This window comes from Chryseobacterium sp. 6424 (assembly GCF_003692615.1).
GTDB lineage: Bacteria > Bacteroidota > Bacteroidia > Flavobacteriales > Weeksellaceae > Kaistella.
The window spans coordinates 578,157-596,381 of record NZ_CP023540.1; the positions used below are offsets into that span (position 1 = coordinate 578,157).

Consider the following 18,225-nt stretch of genomic DNA (forward strand, 5'->3'; position numbering starts at 1 on the left):
GCAAAAAGAGCTCCACTCAGGCCGGGTCGCAACTGGGGAGCTATTTGAAGAAATAAGTTTGAAACACGTAACGAGACGCTAAAATTTTCACCGTTTGCATCAAAAATTACGCCAGTTTTTATTACATTTGTACAACATCAGCACATAAAATACCTCTGTAAACCGCTGCTGAAGTATAAAAACGAGTGTAAATGAGAACAACCATTAACGAATTATTATCCGATTACAAAAAACTACTTCATCACGACATCACCGTTCAGGGCTGGGTTCGCGCCTTCCGCAGCAACCGCTTCATCGCACTGAATGATGGTTCTACGATCAACAACCTACAGGTAGTAGTCGATTTTGACAAGTTTGATGAAAATCTTATCAAAAACATCAGCACCGCAGCCTCACTGAAAATTGTAGGCGAGCTTGTTGAGAGCCAGGGCGCAGGGCAAACCATCGAAATCATAGCAAAAAAAATACAGATATTAGGCGACAACCTTACCGAAGAGCGCGATAAGACCATACTTCAGCCCAAAAAACACTCTTTGGAAATCCTGCGGGAGCAGGCACATCTGCGTTTCCGGACTAACCTTTTCGGTGCTGTTTTCCGTGTACGCAGTGCGGTGAGTTTCGCGATTCATCAGTTCTTTCACCAAAACCAGTTCTTCTACATGAACACCCCGATCATCACCGGGGCCGATGCTGAAGGAGCCGGGGAAATGTTCAGCGTCACCAACTTTGATTTGAACGATATCCCGAAAGATGAGACCGGTGCCATTGATTACAGCCAGGATTTCTTTGGCAAAAAGACCAATCTTACCGTCTCCGGCCAGCTAAACGTGGAAACTGCGATGATGGGACTTGGCCGTGTGTACACCTTCGGGCCGACTTTCCGTGCGGAAAACTCCAATACCACGCGTCACCTTGCCGAATTCTGGATGGTGGAGCCCGAAGTTGCCTTCAATAACTTAGAAGACAACATCGATCTTGCGGAAGATTTCCTTAAATACGTCATCGGTTACGTGTTAGAGAATTGTAAAGACGATCTCGATTTCCTTGACAAGAGATTCGCCGAAGAACAAAAACAAAAACCTGAGAAAGACCGCGCTGCCGAAGGACTCATCGAAAAGCTACAGAATGTCATCAGCAAAAGATTCAAAAGAGTATCCTATACGGAAGCCATTGATATCTTAAAGAATTCAAAAGAAAATAAGAAAGGCAAATTCCAGTTTCCGATCGAAGAGTGGGGCGCCGATCTGCAAAGCGAACACGAGCGTTACTTAGTTGAGAAACACTTTGAAAGCCCAGTAGTCCTGTTCGATTATCCAAAAGAAATCAAAGCCTTTTACATGAAACTGAACGACGACGGAAAAACCGTGGCAGCCATGGATGTGCTTTTCCCGGGGATTGGCGAAATCATCGGCGGTTCTCAGCGCGAGGAAAAACTCGACGTTCTAAAGGAAAAAATGCTCGTCATGAATGTGGATGAACATGAACTTTGGTGGTATCTCGATACCCGGAAGTTCGGTTCGGTGCCACATGCTGGTTTCGGTCTCGGGCTTGAAAGACTGGTGCTATTCGTAACCGGTATGACCAATATCCGCGATGTGATCCCCTTCCCGCGTACACCGAATAACGCCGAATTCTAAACAACGCCGCAGCAGAAAACTTCTGTACGGTAACATATAAACCTATATTATTGATTTTTTTTCAATAGTCATAAAGAGATGAAAAATTCATGTTAAAACAAAATTTACAACTTCGTCTTGGCCAAAAGCTGGCGCCTCAACAGATACAGCTGATGAAGCTTATACAGCTTCACACCCTGGAGTTCGAGGAGGAACTGGAGCGTGAACTAGAGGAAAATCCTGCGCTTGAAAAAGTGCAGGAAGAAGCTCCGGAAGAGGATTACAGCTCGCTCGACGATAGCTTTGAAGATGAAGGGACCGAAAGCATTGATACCGATTTCGATGTGAATGATTATATTTTTGATGACGAGCCGGCGTATAAAACCGCATCCAGCAATTACTCGGCAGATGATGAAGAGTTCGACAGCGGCTCATTGCTTACCGAAGGCCAATCGCTTTATGATTATCTTCTAGAGCAGATCCGGCTGGCCAATATCGAAGGTGATGAGCTGAAAATCGCAGAATATATCATCGGAAACCTTGATAATGATGGGTATTTACGCCGAGAGGTAAAGCAGTTGGTTGACGACCTGGCCTTTACACAAGGGGTCTACACGACTAAGGAAAAAGTTGATGAAATCCTTGAAAATTATGTGCAAAAACTAGATCCTCCTGGCGTTGGCGCAAGAAACCTTCAGGAATGCCTGTTGCTGCAGATTGAAAAAAAGGTGAGCGCCGATAAGGCGGTGATTTTGGCAGCCAACATCTTGCGGAATCAGTTTGATGCGCTTACGAACAAGCATTACAATAAAATCCTTCAGAAATACGATATTGAAGAGGATGATTTGAAAGACGCACTTGATGTCATCTCGAGGCTGTCCCCAAAAGTAGGAGGTAATTTCGATACACAGACCATTACCATCAATCAGGAGATTATACCCGATTTTGTTATTCAGATCAAAGAAGGCAAAAACGGACAGGTGGACGTCATCCCTTTACTGAACAGCAAAAACGCGCCAACACTGCGCGTTTCGGATGAATACAAGGAAATCCTTACCACCTACTCACACGATAAGAAATCCCCGGAGCATAAGCAGGCAGCGTTGTTCATCAAACAGAAATTAGATGCGGCGAAATGGTATATCGATGCCATTAACCAAAGACAGAATACGCTGCTGCAAACCATTACAGCGATCGTAAAACTACAGAAGAATTACTTTATCACCGGTGATGAAAAATCTCTGAAACCGATGATCCTAAAAGATGTGGCGGACATCACAGGCTTTGATATTTCCACCATTTCCCGTGTGGTGAAAAGCAAATATGCCGACACACCGAACGGTATCGTATATCTGAAGAACCTGTTCTCCGACTCCCTTACCAATGATGATGGTGAGGAAGTATCTACCAGAGAAATCAAAAACCATCTTCAGGAAGTCATCAGTAAAGAGAATAAACGTAAACCGTTGACGGATGATGCGCTTGTAGGCCTGCTGAAAGAAAAAGGCTACAATATTGCCCGCCGCACCATCGCAAAATACCGCGAACAACTGAATATTCCGGTAGCGAGACTACGCAAGGAACTTTAAATTACAACAGAAAAGCCAGCAAACTTGCTGGCTTTCTCTATTAAGGATGTTCGGCTTCTATTTTCTGCAAGGCGGCTAAGTTTTTACCCAGTCTTTTAAGTAAGATACCATACACGATGCGGTAATACACCCAAATCAGCACCACGCTGAGGCCCGTCATCAACACCAGCCCTATCACGAAGCCGATGAGGGTAGGGTGGCTCATCTCCACATGTTGGGAAGACAGGACCGAGAACGTGAAGAACGTGAGGACGACCGTAAAGATGATCAGTAAAAGGATGTTTGCCAAGATGAAAAGATTAACGGTTTTCTTAAAACGCATGATCTGTAAAATCAGTCTTTTAAGGTTTGCTTCAATCTTGATGCGGCGGAAATTTCTATAAAAGCGTACCACGAAGAATGCGGTCATCAAAAGGCTGATGATCTTCAGGATGAAGTAAAGGTGCGAAAAGCTGGCCTGCAGTTCATCCGTACTGTGTACACCCAACTTCCCAAGTACCGTCATGAAACTTTTGGAGTCGTCGCCTAGGAAGGTGTAATATATATTCATACACAGCATCACCAGAAACTCGATAATGCTGATCCCGAGAATATATTTTACATAATTCCTCGAAGATTTATTCAGCATCGCTTCAATGTCGTGGCTGTTATATTTTGGCGCTACGTGTTGTTGCTGCCAGGTTTTCTTTAAGTCATCCAAATCAAATTCAGGCATGTTTCTCCATTAATTGTTTCAGGGTTTTTTTCAGCCGGTTCATTTTCACACGGGCATTTACCTCTGTAATTCCCAGGTTTTCCGCAATATCGCGGTAGGGCAAATCATCCAGATACATCATTACGATGGCTCTTTCCACCTGTGGCAGCATTTTCACCACTTTGTATAATAAGGAGATCTGTTGCTGCTTCTCGTCATCATCTTCCAGAAAACCTTGGTGATGAAATTCCATCAGCTCATCCGTCTGCGGGGATTTGGTTTTCTTCCTGAAAAGGGTGATGGCGGTGTTCAGGGCCACGCGGTACATCCAGGTAGAGATTTTGCTCTGTCCTTTGAATGTGTCGTACGAACGCCAAAGTTGTAACACAATTTCTTGGAAGAGATCCTGTTCATCCTCCAGCGAGTTGGTATACAGGCGCGAAACCTTGATAATCAGACCCTGATTATCTTTAATTAGTTTCGAAAACTCCTGTTCCTTCGCGCTCAAAACGTCAGTGTTTAAAAAAAAGCGAATATAAGTTTTTTTATACAGAAGCGGCATTTTCAGCATCATTTCAGTTGAAATACACAGTACCGTCATGGCTGGTGATCTCAACGTTAAAGCAGTGCTACCTTCAATTTTATTATATTTGCTCTATGATTTTACGCGGAGAAAATTTAATCAAGGAATACGGTCCCAAAAAAGTAGTGAAAGGAGTCTCGGTAGAGGTTTCACAAGGCGAAATCGTAGGGCTGCTCGGGCCGAATGGTGCCGGTAAAACCACCAGTTTCTACATGATTGTAGGCTTGGTAAAACCCACTTCAGGAAAAATCTTCCTGAACGACAAGGAAATCACGAATGATGCGATGTACCGCCGCGCGCAGCAAGGCATTGGTTATTTGGCTCAGGAAGCTTCTGTGTTCCGCAAACTTTCGGTGGAGGATAATATTCTGGGTGTTTTGCAACTTACAAAACTTTCAAAACGCGAACAGCAGATAAAATGCGATGAACTGATTGAGGAATTTTCGTTGCAGCATGTACGCAAAAACCGTGGCGACCTGCTATCTGGTGGGGAACGTAGAAGAACAGAGATCGCGCGCTGCTTGGCTACAAGCCCTAATTTCATCCTTTTGGATGAGCCTTTTGCAGGTGTAGACCCTATTGCGGTGGAGGATATACAGAAAATTGTGCGCAGCCTGGTAGATAAAAATATCGGGATCTTAATTACCGATCATAACGTACAGCAAACGCTGGCCATTACCCATAAAACCTACATCATGTTCGAGGGTAAGATCCTTAAAGAAGGCTTGCCACACGACTTGGCGAATGATCCGCAGGTGCGCGAAGCTTATCTGGGAGAGAATTTTGTGTATCAGGATATATTGAATAAGCCCAAGAAAAAAAGCTTTGTGTATAACATCTGGGCCGGCAACTTCGCATCGAAGCAGCAATTCCAGAATTTTGTGGATGAAGAATTTGCCGGTGTCGATAATCTGCGGCTGATGTATGGTTTCGAGGACATTAGTTTTGCCTCACTCTCAAACTCCGAAATCGAGTATATCTTTAATGAAGTAGTGGATAAAAACGCCAATAACGCTTTCCTGTTCCAAAAGAAGAACATTGGCGAAACTTACACTAGATCCCAGGCTGAGGCAGAAGCCAACGCGCTGAGCAAGCCCGAGTTGCATTACCTGACCACTTTTTTATCTGAAGGCGGCTAACCCTACGAGAATCCCGGGGAAATCATGTAAATATGCCCAAACCATTTCACAGAACCATCAATCTTTACCATATCTACCGGCAATTGCTGCCGTTCATCAGGCCGTACCGGATGATGATATACGGCACGCTGTTTCTTACCTTTATCGGCGCACTGCTGGCGCAGGTAAATCCGCTGGTGCTGAAGTACACGGTGGATGAAGTTACCGTACTTACCACCATGCCAGAGCCTATGGCGTTGGGTTTGCCAGTTTTGCTTACCATTTCAGCCATTCTTTTGGGGAAAGAGCTGCTGAATATATTCATACAGTTCGGGCAGAAGTTTTACGGAGAGAAAATCCGTATCAACACCAGTTCGGTATTGGCACAAACAGTCATCGACAAAATTTTGCTTTACCGTGTGGCTTATTTTACTGATGAAAATCACGACTCTGGCAAGCTACAGATCCGGATCGACCGCGGCATTGAGAGCCTTACCAAACTGGTACAGAACTTTTTCATTGATATTTTACCACTGTTCTCGAACGCCGTCATCGCGCTGGTGATCATGTACTTGCAGAACGTATATGTAGGGATCGTCTCCACAATTGTGGTACCAATTTATTTTTATGTAAGTGCCCTGCAGGCAAAGAAACTTTCTGGCGTACGCCGTACGTTGCGCAACCAGCGGGAAAAGAAAACATCAGGCCTGCTGAACCTCATCAGTTCTATTATGGTGATAAAAAGTTTCGTGCGCGAAAGATTCGAAGGTAAAAAACAGTATGACCTACAGATGGATCTGATGGAAAGCCAGCTCTATACACGCAGAACCAACTTTATTTATGATGGTCTAAAGACATTTATCGAGCAGTTCGGGGTGGTGCTTATCATTCTGCTTACCGTCTTTTTGGTGCTGGGCCAGCAGATGACCATTGGCGCCATCATGCTGCATATCCTTCTATTCAATAATGTATCGGCACCCATACGCCAGTTGCACCGCATTTATGATGATATGAATGATGCAATGATCTACGCAGAGAGTTTCTTTGATATTTTAAATGCTGAAGAGGAAAAGGAAGCTACCGGAACACTTGTGAAGAACATCGAAGGCAAGTTTGAGCTTAAAGAAGTCAGTTTTTATTATCCAAATGGTGTGCAGGCGCTGAAAAATGTAAGCATGACGATAGAAAACGGGAAAACCACCGCCTTGGTAGGCCTCAGTGGAGCCGGGAAATCTACCGTAATTAATCTTTTATGTAAATTTTATCTGCCCAATACCGGGGAGATTCTTCTTGATGGGGTAAGTTTGAATGATTTTGAGAACGCTGCCCTCCGCGAGGATATTGGCCTTGTACTCCAAAAAAACCATATCTTTCAGGGAAGTATTGAAGAAAACATCCGTTACGGAAATATGCACGCCACTTTCAGCGAAATAGAAAAAGCCGCCAAGAAAGCCTATTTGCACGACCAGATCCTGGATTTACCCGATAAATACCAACACGACGCCACGCAGCTTTCCGGTGGGCAGCAGCAGCGGATCGCCATCGCCAGATTGTTCCTTAAAGACCCGCCGATTATTTTTCTTGATGAACCTACAGCGAGCCTCGATGCCATTGCCACCGAACAGATTAAGAACTCACTCGATGCCATTAAGAAAGACCGCACGGTCATCATCATCTCGCATTCGCTGTCACAGATTTTAGATGCGGATTGCATTTATGTGATGAAAAAAGGCGAGGTGGTGGAGCAGGGTACACATGATGAGTTGATTACCTTACACGGAACTTACCGTAACATCTTCGACGCTTCTGCCAGAAGCCTAAACCTTGATAAACTCGTGAGTTCTTATCGCGGTCATTAATACCTTTAATTAAAAAAGAATGAACAGAATAATATTAGCCACTACAATCACAATCGGCCTGGTTTCGTGTAGTAAAATTGAAGAAACCGTTAACCAAACCGTAACTTCAGCTAAAGAAAAAGCCGAACAGCAAACCACAGAGTTGGTTAAACAAACGGTAAACGAACAACTGACAAAACTCGTAAATGCAGAAACAGTCACTTTCCGTTCCGTATTTCCGAATGATCACGACTCGTTGATCGAAAACGAATCGGGCAGGAAAGTAGCTTTCCCAAACGGAACTCCTTTTTACGTCTTTAAATACAAAACTGACAACAAAGATTTGCTGTTGAAAACTCTTGTAGAACAACCCACTATCGACGAGGCACAGTCTAAAAATGAATTTGAGAAAGTAAATGGCGGTTCCATCATAGAAAAGATCACCTTCTTTGAGAAATTTCTTCCCAAGAACACCATTGATGTTGGCTTTCTGAACGATATAAAGAATGATAAAGGCGTGGAATATTATAAGATTAAGCGCTTCCCCAATGCCAGCACTTTAATCTATAACCCAAAGAACCAGATGGTGTATCATTTTGTAGAAGTAAAAAAATAATGATGACAAATGTGATTGCCAATACCGTAAACTTCGTAAAGAAAACCCTGCATGGCGCGGAAGCCGGGCACGATTGGTTCCATACCGAACGCGTATGGAAATTGGCCAACCAGATTGCACGGACAGAAGACTGCAACCAAACGGTAGTGCAGTTGGCCGCCTTGCTACACGATATTGCAGACCCTAAATTCCACAACGGAGATGAAAACCTGGCGCTACAGATCTCCAGAGACTTCCTGGAAAGCGAAGCAGTAAACGACACGATTACAGAACAGGTATTGTTCATTATCAAACATCTGTCGTTTAAAAATCGTGGGGATGCGCCCGCCGAGTTGCCTTTGGAGCTGAAAATCGTACAGGATGCCGACCGCCTCGACGCGATAGGCGCCATCGGCATCGCACGCACTTTTAATTTCGGGGGTTATAAAAACAATCTGATGTATGATCCTGATATTCCGCCAAAACTGAATATGGATAAAGAAGCGTACAAGAAAAGCAACGGCACTACCATCAATCATTTCTATGAAAAACTGCTGCTGCTGAAAGATCTGATGCATACACAGAAAGCAAGATCGATGGCAGAAGAAAGGCACGCGTTTATGCAAACCTTCCTGCACCAGTTTTATAAAGAATGGTCGGTAGCTGAAGCCGGCCAACCTGCTGATAATTAATCGAAATTTTTATGTTTTATTTATTTATACTGCTCTTTTTTCTGCTTTCCGCGGCTTTGGCGGCCACCGTTTTTAAAAGCGGCAGCCAGAGGATTTGGTCACGGATTTTCCGTGTGGTCGTGGTAGTGATCTCCGTAGGGATATTTGCGTATTACTTTATTACCCGCAGCCTGTCGCAGTTCGAGGAGAACGCGCTTACTGTTCAGTTAGTGAATAAACTGCCTTTCCCGCTCGATTTTTATATTGTAAAAGTAGGCGGCACGCAGGACCAGCCAATTTATGAGACCACGCATTCGGGCAGCATCCGCAGCGCGTTTTATAGGATAGAATATCTGGATATGAGGACTGCCGATCAGTTTTGGGTAGCAGGCTTCATGGGGCGGAAAAACCTGGTGTATTTTTCTCAGCATTATGTACCCAATAGAAATGAAGACCAGATTGTTGAGATACAGAATTACATCAACCAAAGCCAAAAACTTTCGAAGCTCGCCGCAGCACAGATTGAGGAGTTGCGCTTTACCAATATGAGAACCGCGATTTGGATTACGCTGGATCTGTTACTTTTATTCCTGAATTTTACCTTACTCATCCGACGTAGGAAATAAAAAAGCTCCTTAAAATCAAACTTTTAAGGAGCCATTAATTAAAGGGAGATGTTTTTACTTTCCGCGTTGCTCTTTCAGGGCTTCTTTGTCTTTGTCGGAAGGGTTCCACACTTTCACTTCAGAATCTTTGGTAAGCCCAGATAAGATCTGAACATTGATGCCGTCGCTGGCGCCAAGCTTCACGTTTACTTTCTTAAACTTTCCGTCGGGTTGTTTCACTTCCACGAACGGATTGTCTTTTCCGTTCACTTTTTCATACTGAATCAAGGATTCATCGAGCAGCAATGCGTTTTTCTGCGAACTCAGGATGATTTCGCCGTTTGCAGAGAAGCCGGCCCGGATGTACTCATTGGTTTTATTGAAAACATCTCCTTCAATGGGGAATTTGATGGTTCCGTTTTCATCTTTTCCTTTCGGCGCGATCATGGTAACACGGCCGGGGAACGTTTTGTTCTGTAACGCACCGATCACGATGTTCATTTCCATGCCTTCTTTCAGTTTTCCTGCCTGTGCCTCATCAATGGTACCCTGAAAGATCAGTGAGTTGAGGTCGGCGATAGACGCGATAGTTGTGCCTGCATTAAATGAGTTGGCTTCAATTACCTGGCTGCCCACTTTCACTGGCACTTCAAGCACCGTTCCGTTTGCTTTTGAGCGGATTTGCGTAGTGGCAAGCCCTGCGAGTTCTGGTGTTGCGCCGGTTCGCGCGATCTGTAAGTTTTTTTGGGCGGTTTGCAGTTGCTGCTGTGCATTTCTTAGCTGTTGTTGTACAGACTGCAGCTGCTGCTGCGCCGAAATATATTCTTGTTTCGAGATGACGCCCTGGTTGTACAGCCGCTGTTGCATGGCGAACTGCTGCTGTTGGTTGGCCACGTTGGTTTTGGCGTTACTGATCTGTAGATTGGCATTATTTATTTCCTGCTGAGCGGCGTTTACGTTCTGTACACTTGGTACGATACGTAGCGTGGCGATAAGCTGCCCGGCGGTTACCTGGTCACCTTCATCCACCAAGATTTTATCGATAATCCCAGACATATTGGGTTTTATTTCAATCTCCTCACGTGGCACGATGTCGCCGGTAGCCATTACTTTATCATCCATATTCTTTACGACAGGTTTTCTGGTGAGGAAGGTCTCGCTTTCTTTAGTGTTAGAGGAAACCAAATAACTGATGCCGGAGATCAGCGCTACCGCGAAAATGAGCCCTAAAAAGATATAAATTCCTTTCTTTAAAGTGAATTTCTTTTTCATATTAATAGTTTATTGTTTACAAATTTATTTATTCTGACCGAAGGGCTTCAATGGGTCTGATCTTCACCGCACGTTGTGCCGGGATCATCCCAATCACCAATCCCAGAAAGACCATCACGGCCATCGCGGCAAATACTTCCCCGTAATTTACAGTTGGGTTATAGAACGGAAACTCATCTTGATCTTTCGTCATGATATTTACAATCATCAACAGGAAAATACCGGTAATGAAGCCTAAAATCCCCGAAACCAGTGTAATGACTACACTTTCAAGCAGTATCTGGTTGCGTACTTCGGCAGGTTTGGCGCCCAGCGCGCGGCGAATCCCGATTTCTTTCGTACGTTCTTTCACGGTAATCAATAGGATGTTTGAAATCGCTATGACACCGGCTAAAATAGTTAAAGTCCCCACCACGATGGTTAAAAGCTGCATTCCGCTGAGGAAACCGGTAAGTTTCTTGAATTCTTTCCCGAGATTGAAACTGCCGAAAGCATTAGTATCATCCGGAGAGACACGGTATTTATCCTTAAGCGCGGCTTTCACATCGTCTTCAACCTTAGTAAGGTCAGCATCTGGCTTGCTCACGATGGCAAAAAAACCTACTTTATCACCGTCGTTATACATCTTAGTAAAGGTAGAAAGTGGGATGAAGGCAGATTGGTCATTTTCTGGCCCGCCGCCTTTTTGCGCCCGGAACACGCCGATCACCGAGAAAAATATGCCTTTTACGTTAACAGATTTACCGATGGGGTTTTCATTCTTTTTGGCATCAAAGAAGTTTTTGTAAATCTCTTCACCTATAACGATCACGTTTTTGCTGGCAGTGACATCCGCATCGTTGAGGTAACGCCCGAAAATAAGTTTTTTCTGAGAGATCTTGTTCCCGATCGGGTAATCGCCGGTTAGGGTATAGGTGGCTTTTTTGCCGTTCCGGGAAAAACTTTCGCCGGGACTGCCGAAACTTCCGCGCGAGTTTTGGGGCGAAATATAATCTACTTCAGCAATTTTTCGTGGCAGCATCTCGAGGTCGCTCAGGTGCAGGTCCATTTTTCGTCCTTTGGGGAAACCATCATAAGGAATGGTGGTGTTTTGTGCCCACAGAAAGATAGAGTTGGTGGCGTACCCGGCAAATATTTTGTCGAAGCCATTTTCCATGCCTTTGGCAGCGCCCAGCAACGCTACGAAGAGAAACATGCCCCAGCCCACCCCAATCATGGTGAGGAATGTACGGAGTTTGTTGTTCCGAAGCGAGTGGTAAATTTCCTGCCAAGTATCTATTTTGAAGATGATGTTCATGGTTCTTGTGGACTTTATAACTTTTATGGCTAAATGAAACTTTTAAATAGAGAATAAACAGTAGTGATGATTTTTAAGAAATGATGATGCCTGTGTAATCAATATAACAGCTACGATACTTTTTTATTTTTAATTATTCCCAAAGACTTAAAACTCAAACCCTCAGATCTACTCACTCCTCAGCGCTTCGATCGGTTTAATTTTACTAGCGCGGTAAGCGGGCACGAATCCGGCGATAAGACCCGAAATCACCAGACTTATAAATGCTACAAAAATAAGCCCCCAACCTACGGATGGATCTTTAATGAAATATTTTTCCAAACTGTCACCAATCAACGCCAATGACAGCACGCCCAGCGCTACGCCAATAATCCCTGAAATCACCGTAATCACCATGCTTTCCTGCATGATAAGACCTACAATAGTGCGGGGTTTTGCACCGATGGCTTTGCGCACACCGATTTCCTGGGTTCTCTCTTTTACGATATACACCATGATGTTGCTGATGCCGATGATGCCGGCCAGCAATGTGCCCATCCCAATGAATCCCACAATCAGTGTGATAATGAACAGAAACTGGATGGTGTCGCCCATGTTCTTAGCATTATTCCGCACCACGATTCCCTGTTCATCATCGGGGGAAACTTTATTTTTAGCTTTAAGTTCTTTTTGCAGTTGGTCGCCATATTCAATCGCATCTGCGGGAGAAAGTTTGCTGTCGTACGTAATGAAAATGGTACTTACCGTATCCGACCCCTTTTTTAATTGCTGTAGGGTAGATATGGGGACGGTAATCATCCGTTCGTCCCAGTCGCCGCCGTCATCAGAGAACACACCGACTACTTTAAAGAAGGTTCCGTTGATATCAAGGTCTTTGCCTACCGGGCTTCCGTTCTTAATCAGGTCGCGCTGCACCATCCGCCCAATTACGGCTACATTCTGTTTCAGATCGATGTCGCGGGCGTTCAGGTAGCGGCCTTCGGTCAGTTTCCGGTTCTCAATGATCTGTTCATCAGGATTGGCCCCGCTGATTTGGTAGCTGCCGCTTTCCTTTCCGTATTTTACCGTCATATTGGTAGAATAGCGGGGCGTGGCATTTTCCATTTTTTGCGGATCACTGTCAATGACCTGCTCGAAGTCTTCATTTTTAAGCACGACTTGCCGGTCGGACTGTAAACCGCCGTACGCCATGGATGTTTTCCCGGAAAATATGGTGATAAGGTTGGCGGCGTCGCGCGTGAAGCCTTCAGTAAAGGCATTCTTCAAACCCGTGCCGATCCCGAAAAGCACAATGAAAATGTACAGGCCAAGGGCCACGGTGAACCCAGAAAGCACCGTCCGCAATATGTTGCTGCGGATGGATTCGAAAATTTCTCGCCAGCGGTCTAGATCAAACATTTTATATCAGCACTTTTTGAGTAATAAACTCATCACTTTCAATGATGCCGTCTTTCAGAATCACATTTCTTTTAGTTTGTGCGGCCACGTCGGGTTCGTGTGTTACGACAATGATGGTTTTACCTTCGCGGTTAATTTCCTGCAGAAGTTTCATGATGTCGTATGTCGTTTTGGAGTCGAGCGCGCCGGTAGGTTCGTCGGCTAAGATCACTTTGGGATTGGTGATGAGTGCGCGCGCGATGGCCACACGCTGCTTCTGTCCGCCAGAAAGTTCATTAGGCAAATGCCCGGCCCAGGCAGCCAGACCTACTTTTTCAAGATATTCGAGCGCTTTTTTATTACGTTCTTTACGCGCAACGTTTTGATAGTAAAGTGGCAGGGCTACATTTTCAAGCGCGGTCTTATAACCAATTAGATTAAAGGACTGAAAGATGAAGCCCAGAAATTTGCTGCGGTATTCGGCGGCTTTCACTTCCGACAGGTCTTCGATTGGGATGCCGTCAAGTTCATAAGTGCCGGCGTCTTTTTCATCTAAAATCCCGATAATGTTCAGCAAGGTGGATTTTCCCGAACCCGAACTTCCCATGATCGAAACAAACTCTCCTTCGCCAATGCTCAGGTTAATGCCTTTCAGAACGTGCAGTTTACTCTTCCCGGTATCATAAGATTTGTGTAAATCCTTTATTAATAACATAAGGCGTGGAGATTAATTTTAAATATAGGTAGAATAAAGTAAAATTTTGTTACACAACCCTTGTTTTCTTTTAAATAAGTACTGAATGTTTACTGTTTTTTTATCTTCCGTTTGCGGCAAGTGGCTGTAGGTAATGGTTTACGAAATTGTGGAAAACTTTTACTGCTTAAATTCAATGATTTAATCTTTATAGCTTTGGGGGGCGGGTGCAATTTTCTATTTTTGTGAACCCGTGCCCGTATGCGATTTTTTATCATTGGACTGATGTTTCATACTGTAAGTATTTGATTGTAAGACTTTTTAATTAATGATGTGATTGCGCAAGGCATTTTTTAAACTTAAAACTGATTATGGGAATTTTTGATAAAAGAATAAGCTACAAACCATTTGAGTATCCGGAAGTCCTACAGTTTGTAGAGGCGATTAACAAATCTTTTTGGGTACATTCTGAAGTGGATTTCACCGCCGATGTGCAGGATTTTCAGTCGCAGCTGGAGCCGCATGAAAAGAATGCCGTGAAAAACGCGCTTTTAGCGATCGCGCAGATTGAAGTTTCGGTGAAAACTTTCTGGGGAAATCTTTACAACCATTTGCCGAAACCTGAGCTTAACGGTTTAGGTTCTACGTTTGCCGAATGCGAATTTCGACATTCCGAAGCGTACTCTCGATTGCTTGAGGTGTTGGGATATAATGATGAATTCAACCATGTCGTGGAAATTCCTGCCATCAAAAAACGCATTGATTTCCTTTCAAATGTGCTGAAACACGCCAATTCCACAACGCCGAAAGAATATGTTTCGTCGCTGTTGCTTTTCAGTATCCTGATCGAAAACGTGTCGCTGTTCTCACAGTTTGCGATTATTCTGTCCTTTACGCGGTTCAAAGGTTACATGAAGAATGTTTCGAACATCATCGCCTGGACTTCCGTGGATGAGCAGATTCACGCCAACGCCGGAATTTATCTGATCAACAAGATCCGCGAAGAGCAGCCGGAGCTTTTAACAAATTCGGATATCGAAGATATTTACACGCTTGTTGACCATTCAATCGAGCTTGAAGCCGAAATCCTCGACTGGATTTTCGAGATGGGCGAAATCGACAACGTGTCGAAAGAAAGTCTGCTCAACTTCATGAAATACCGGGTGGACGACAGTCTGAAGAAAATCGGCATGGCGACACGCTACAATGTTTCCACGGAAGATTACAAGCCGATGATTTGGTTTGAAGAAGAAGTTTTCGCCAATTCAATGGACGATTTCTTCGCGAAAAGACCGGTAGATTATACCAAGCACGACAAGAGTATTACGGAGAACGATTTGTTTTAATACTTTTATTTGGGCGCCTTTTTCCGCCTTCCGCTCCCGCTTTTCTATAATTTTTTCTGCAAAAAAAATTATAGAAAGAGCTCCGCTCAAGTCGGGGCGCGGCCTCGGAGTAATTTTAATCTAATCGCAATTAGACAAGCAAGTTCCATTTTGATTAAGACCTTTTAAAAATGATAAACGTTAAAGTAAAATATAAAGTCGCAGCAGAATTTTCGGAGAGAAACAGAGAAAATATCGAATTTTTCCTGGAATCTTTCCGTGAGCTGGATCATACGAAATTCCGCTATCAGATTTTTGTGGAAGAGGATGGTCTTACGTTTTACCATCAGTCCGCGTATGTTGATGAAGAAATTCAAAGACAACTGTTGGCGATGCCGATGTTTCTCGAATTCCAGCGTCAGCGCGACCAAAACCTAGAGGGTGAGGTGGAAATGAAGATCCTGAAGTTTCAGGGAAGTGCGGGAAGTTTTGATAATGTTTTCGGGAATTTTGATGCGCCTGAAAGCTAAGAAAGAATAAGACAGGGTCGCGCGAGCGAAGCGAGCGCCAAAAAGTGTTTTTGTAGAACGCCGGGGAAATAAAAATTAATGGATTGCTTCGTCCCTCGCAATGACGAACCGCCCGAGCGATTAATCGACAAACAGAGCAAAGCAGCGAAGCGGCGAAATATTGGTAGCAACAAATTGATACGCAGAGAAAGCCGCGAAGCGGCGGAATGTTGGTAGAAAATGATGTAGATAAACGAAGAAAAGCCGCGAAGCGGCGACATGTTCGTAGCAAGCGATTTAGAAAAACGGAGAGAGCCGCGAAGCGGCGAAATATTGGTAGCGATGAATTGGTAGATAGAGAAAGCCGCGGAGCGCCGAAAAGAGTTTTGTAGAACGCCGGGGAAATAAAAATTAATGGATTGCTTCGTCCCGCGCAATGACGAACCGCCCGAAATCCTAGCCCCGATCGCAGCGGCATCCTTTTTTGGTGGCTGAGGCTCTCGAAGCCACCAAAAAAGATATAGCGGAGAGCGGGACGTGTCTTTCAGAGGATTCCGAAACCCCGTTGCTCCTAAAAAAAATAAAAAATAGAGCGCAGATGCGACGATGCATCTTGCCTAAAAACATACTGTAATGGAAGAAAATACAAACATCTGGTGGCTCAACGAGGAGTCCGAACAAATGCTGAACCGCGGGTACCTACTGAAAGGCGAAACAGTGAAAGGCGCCATAGAAAGAATTACCACCGCCGCGGCGAAAAGATTATATAAACCCGAGCTTCAACCTGCGTTCGAGGAGATGATCACCAAAGGATGGATCAGTTTTTCGTCCCCGGTTTGGGCGAACATGGGCACGCAGCGCGGCTTGCCGATTTCGTGTTTCAACGTTCACGTTCCGGATAATATTGAAGGAATTACGCACAAACTGGGCGAAGTGATTATGCAAACCAAGATCGGAGGTGGAACTTCGGGCTATTTCGGCGAACTCAGAAACCGTGGAACTGCCGTAACCGACAACGGAAAATCTTCGGGTGCCGTTTCGTTCATGAAACTCTACGATACCGCCATGGATGTGGTGTCGCAGGGTGGCGTGCGTCGGGGCGCATTTGCTGCATATCTGGATATCGATCATGGTGATATCGAGGAATTTCTGTCGATAAAAGATATCGGAAGTCCGATCCAGAACCTGTTTACCGGAATCTGCGTTCCGGATTACTGGATGCAGGATATGATCGACGGCGATATCGACAAGCGTAAAATCTGGGCCCGCGTGCTTGAAAGCCGTCAGCAGAAAGGTTTGCCGTACATCCTATTCTCCGATAACGTGAACCGCAACAAGCCGCAGGTGTACAAAGACCTGGGCATGACAATCAATGCGAGTAACCTTTGCTCCGAGATCATGCTGCCTTCTTCGCAGGAAGAATCATTCATCTGCTGCCTGTCTTCAATGAACCTTGAACTGTACGACGAATGGAAAGACACGAACGCCGTTAAACTTGCGATTTATTTCCTCGATGCGGTCCTGTCGGAATTCATCGAAAAAACTGAAGGAAACTACTATCTGACAGGTGCCAGAAACTTTGCGATGCGTCACCGTGCGCTTGGTTTGGGCGTTTTGGGTTACCATTCTTATCTGCAGAAAAACATGATTCCGTTTGAAAGTTTCGAAGCGACACAATTTAATGCAAGGGCGTTCAGACAGATCAAAGAACAGTCTTTAGCTGCGTCGCAGGAACTTGCAAATATTTATGGCGAACCGGAATTACTGAAAGGCTATGGAATGCGAAATACGACCACAATGGCGATTGCGCCAACGACTTCCAGTTCCGCGATTTTGGGCCAGACTTCTCCCGGTATCGAGCCTTTTGCTTCGAATTATTACAAAGCCGGTCTCGCAAAAGGCAACTTTATGCGTAAGAACAAATATCTGGCGAAACTTCTTCAGGAAAAAGGCCTGGATAATGAAGAAACGTGGAGAACGATTATGTTGAACCACGGTTCTGTACAGCATTTGGCTGAACTTACCGACGAGGAAAAAGCAGTATTCAAGACTTTCCGCGAGATTTCTCCGATGGAGATTATTTCTCAGGCGGCGCAGCGTCAGCAGTACATTGATCAGGCACAGTCGCTGAACCTTCAAATCCCGTCGACAATGCCGGTGAAAGACGTGAATTATCTTTACATCGAGGCCTGGAAAAAAGGCGTGAAGACTTTATACTATCAAAGAAGTTCTTCGGTTTCAAAAGAAATGATGGTAAATTTCGTGACTTGCTCGAGTTGTGAAGCGTAAGCAATCATTATTAATTTAACGTCCTGAAAAAATGATACAGGATTAAACAAATAAAAATTTTTTTATTAAGGTAGCATCTCACTAACTGTGTAAGTTGAAAAGTTATTCTGAAAATTTTGAGCCCTCAAAGCTCAGGAAATTTTCGGAAACCTA

General features: G+C 44.5%; 15 protein-coding genes and 1 pseudogene. 10 read left to right on the forward strand and 6 right to left on the reverse strand.

Annotated elements, in window-relative coordinates; all coding sequences use genetic code 11:
- Positions 1 to 191 precede the first annotated feature (191 nt).
- Together asnS and rpoN are read left to right on the forward strand one after the other, a co-directional pair.
- The gene (gene asnS, locus CO230_RS02690; RefSeq protein WP_122027191.1) at positions 192 to 1,637 is read left to right on the forward strand and encodes an asparagine--tRNA ligase; all 1,446 of its coding nucleotides are present in this window, start codon (positions 192 to 194) and stop codon (positions 1,635 to 1,637) included.
- An 89-nt stretch (positions 1,638 to 1,726) separates the two neighbouring features.
- The gene (gene rpoN, locus CO230_RS02695; RefSeq protein WP_122027192.1) at positions 1,727 to 3,205 is read left to right on the forward strand and encodes an RNA polymerase factor sigma-54; all 1,479 of its coding nucleotides are present in this window, start codon (positions 1,727 to 1,729) and stop codon (positions 3,203 to 3,205) included.
- Positions 3,206 to 3,245: 40 nt separating this feature from the next.
- Here the strand turns inward: rpoN and CO230_RS02700 are convergent, their stop codons facing one another.
- Entirely contained in the window at positions 3,246 to 3,920 is a 675-nt protein-coding gene (locus CO230_RS02700) for a beta-carotene 15,15'-monooxygenase (protein WP_122027193.1), read from the reverse strand.
- On the reverse strand, positions 3,913 to 4,407 hold the full coding sequence (locus CO230_RS02705) for an RNA polymerase sigma factor (protein WP_122028865.1): 495 nt from the start codon (positions 4,405 to 4,407) through the stop codon (positions 3,913 to 3,915). Before CO230_RS02705 ends, CO230_RS02700 begins: the two co-directional genes overlap by 8 nt.
- Before the next feature lie 149 nt (positions 4,408 to 4,556).
- Here CO230_RS02705 and lptB point away from each other — a divergent pair.
- The 5 genes and pseudogenes from lptB to CO230_RS02730 form a co-directional block, all read left to right on the forward strand.
- Positions 4,557 to 5,282, forward strand: a pseudogene (lptB, locus tag CO230_RS02710) (LPS export ABC transporter ATP-binding protein); the annotation flags it as partial.
- A 371-nt stretch (positions 5,283 to 5,653) separates the two neighbouring features.
- Entirely contained in the window at positions 5,654 to 7,459 is a 1,806-nt protein-coding gene (locus CO230_RS02715) for an ABC transporter ATP-binding protein (RefSeq protein WP_185140496.1), read from the forward strand.
- A gap of 19 nt (positions 7,460 to 7,478) precedes the next feature.
- Positions 7,479 to 8,054: a hypothetical protein gene (locus CO230_RS02720; protein ID WP_122027195.1), complete on the forward strand. Its 576-nt coding sequence runs from the start codon at positions 7,479 to 7,481 to the stop codon at positions 8,052 to 8,054.
- 2 nt (positions 8,055 to 8,056) lie between these two features.
- Positions 8,057 to 8,725 carry an HD domain-containing protein gene (locus tag CO230_RS02725; protein ID WP_122027196.1) on the forward strand — a complete coding sequence of 223 codons (669 nt, stop codon included), beginning with the start codon at positions 8,057 to 8,059 and terminating at the stop codon, positions 8,723 to 8,725.
- A gap of 11 nt (positions 8,726 to 8,736) precedes the next feature.
- A complete protein-coding gene (locus CO230_RS02730; RefSeq protein WP_122027197.1) occupies positions 8,737 to 9,330 on the forward strand; it encodes a hypothetical protein in 594 nt (197 codons plus the stop codon).
- A gap of 54 nt (positions 9,331 to 9,384) precedes the next feature.
- On the opposite strand, the gene CO230_RS02735 is transcribed toward CO230_RS02730, so the two are convergent.
- From CO230_RS02735 to CO230_RS02750, 4 genes are all read right to left on the reverse strand, one after another.
- Positions 9,385 to 10,581, reverse strand: coding sequence for an efflux RND transporter periplasmic adaptor subunit (locus CO230_RS02735; RefSeq protein ID WP_185140497.1), 1,197 nt, complete (start codon positions 10,579 to 10,581; stop codon positions 9,385 to 9,387).
- 28 nt (positions 10,582 to 10,609) lie between these two features.
- Complete coding sequence (locus CO230_RS02740; protein WP_122027199.1) at positions 10,610 to 11,878, reverse strand: ABC transporter permease; 1,269 nt, start codon at positions 11,876 to 11,878, stop codon at positions 10,610 to 10,612.
- Positions 11,879 to 12,046: 168 nt separating this feature from the next.
- Positions 12,047 to 13,276, reverse strand: a complete 1,230-nt coding sequence (locus CO230_RS02745) for an ABC transporter permease (protein WP_122027200.1) — start codon at positions 13,274 to 13,276, stop codon at positions 12,047 to 12,049.
- A 1-nt stretch (position 13,277) separates the two neighbouring features.
- Positions 13,278 to 13,970 carry an ABC transporter ATP-binding protein gene (locus CO230_RS02750; protein ID WP_122027201.1) on the reverse strand — a complete coding sequence of 231 codons (693 nt, stop codon included), beginning with the start codon at positions 13,968 to 13,970 and terminating at the stop codon, positions 13,278 to 13,280.
- Positions 13,971 to 14,320: 350 nt separating this feature from the next.
- On the opposite strand from CO230_RS02750, the gene CO230_RS02755 reads away from it, so the two are divergent.
- From CO230_RS02755 to CO230_RS02765, 3 genes are all read left to right on the forward strand, one after another.
- The gene (locus CO230_RS02755; RefSeq protein WP_122027202.1) at positions 14,321 to 15,295 is read left to right on the forward strand and encodes a ribonucleotide-diphosphate reductase subunit beta; all 975 of its coding nucleotides are present in this window, start codon (positions 14,321 to 14,323) and stop codon (positions 15,293 to 15,295) included.
- Between the two features lie 170 nt (positions 15,296 to 15,465).
- A complete protein-coding gene (locus tag CO230_RS02760) occupies positions 15,466 to 15,804 on the forward strand; it encodes a hypothetical protein (protein WP_122027203.1) in 339 nt (112 codons plus the stop codon).
- Positions 15,805 to 16,416: 612 nt separating this feature from the next.
- On the forward strand, positions 16,417 to 18,072 hold the full coding sequence (locus CO230_RS02765) for a ribonucleoside-diphosphate reductase subunit alpha (protein ID WP_122027204.1): 1,656 nt from the start codon (positions 16,417 to 16,419) through the stop codon (positions 18,070 to 18,072).
- Positions 18,073 to 18,225: the final 153 nt, after the last annotated feature.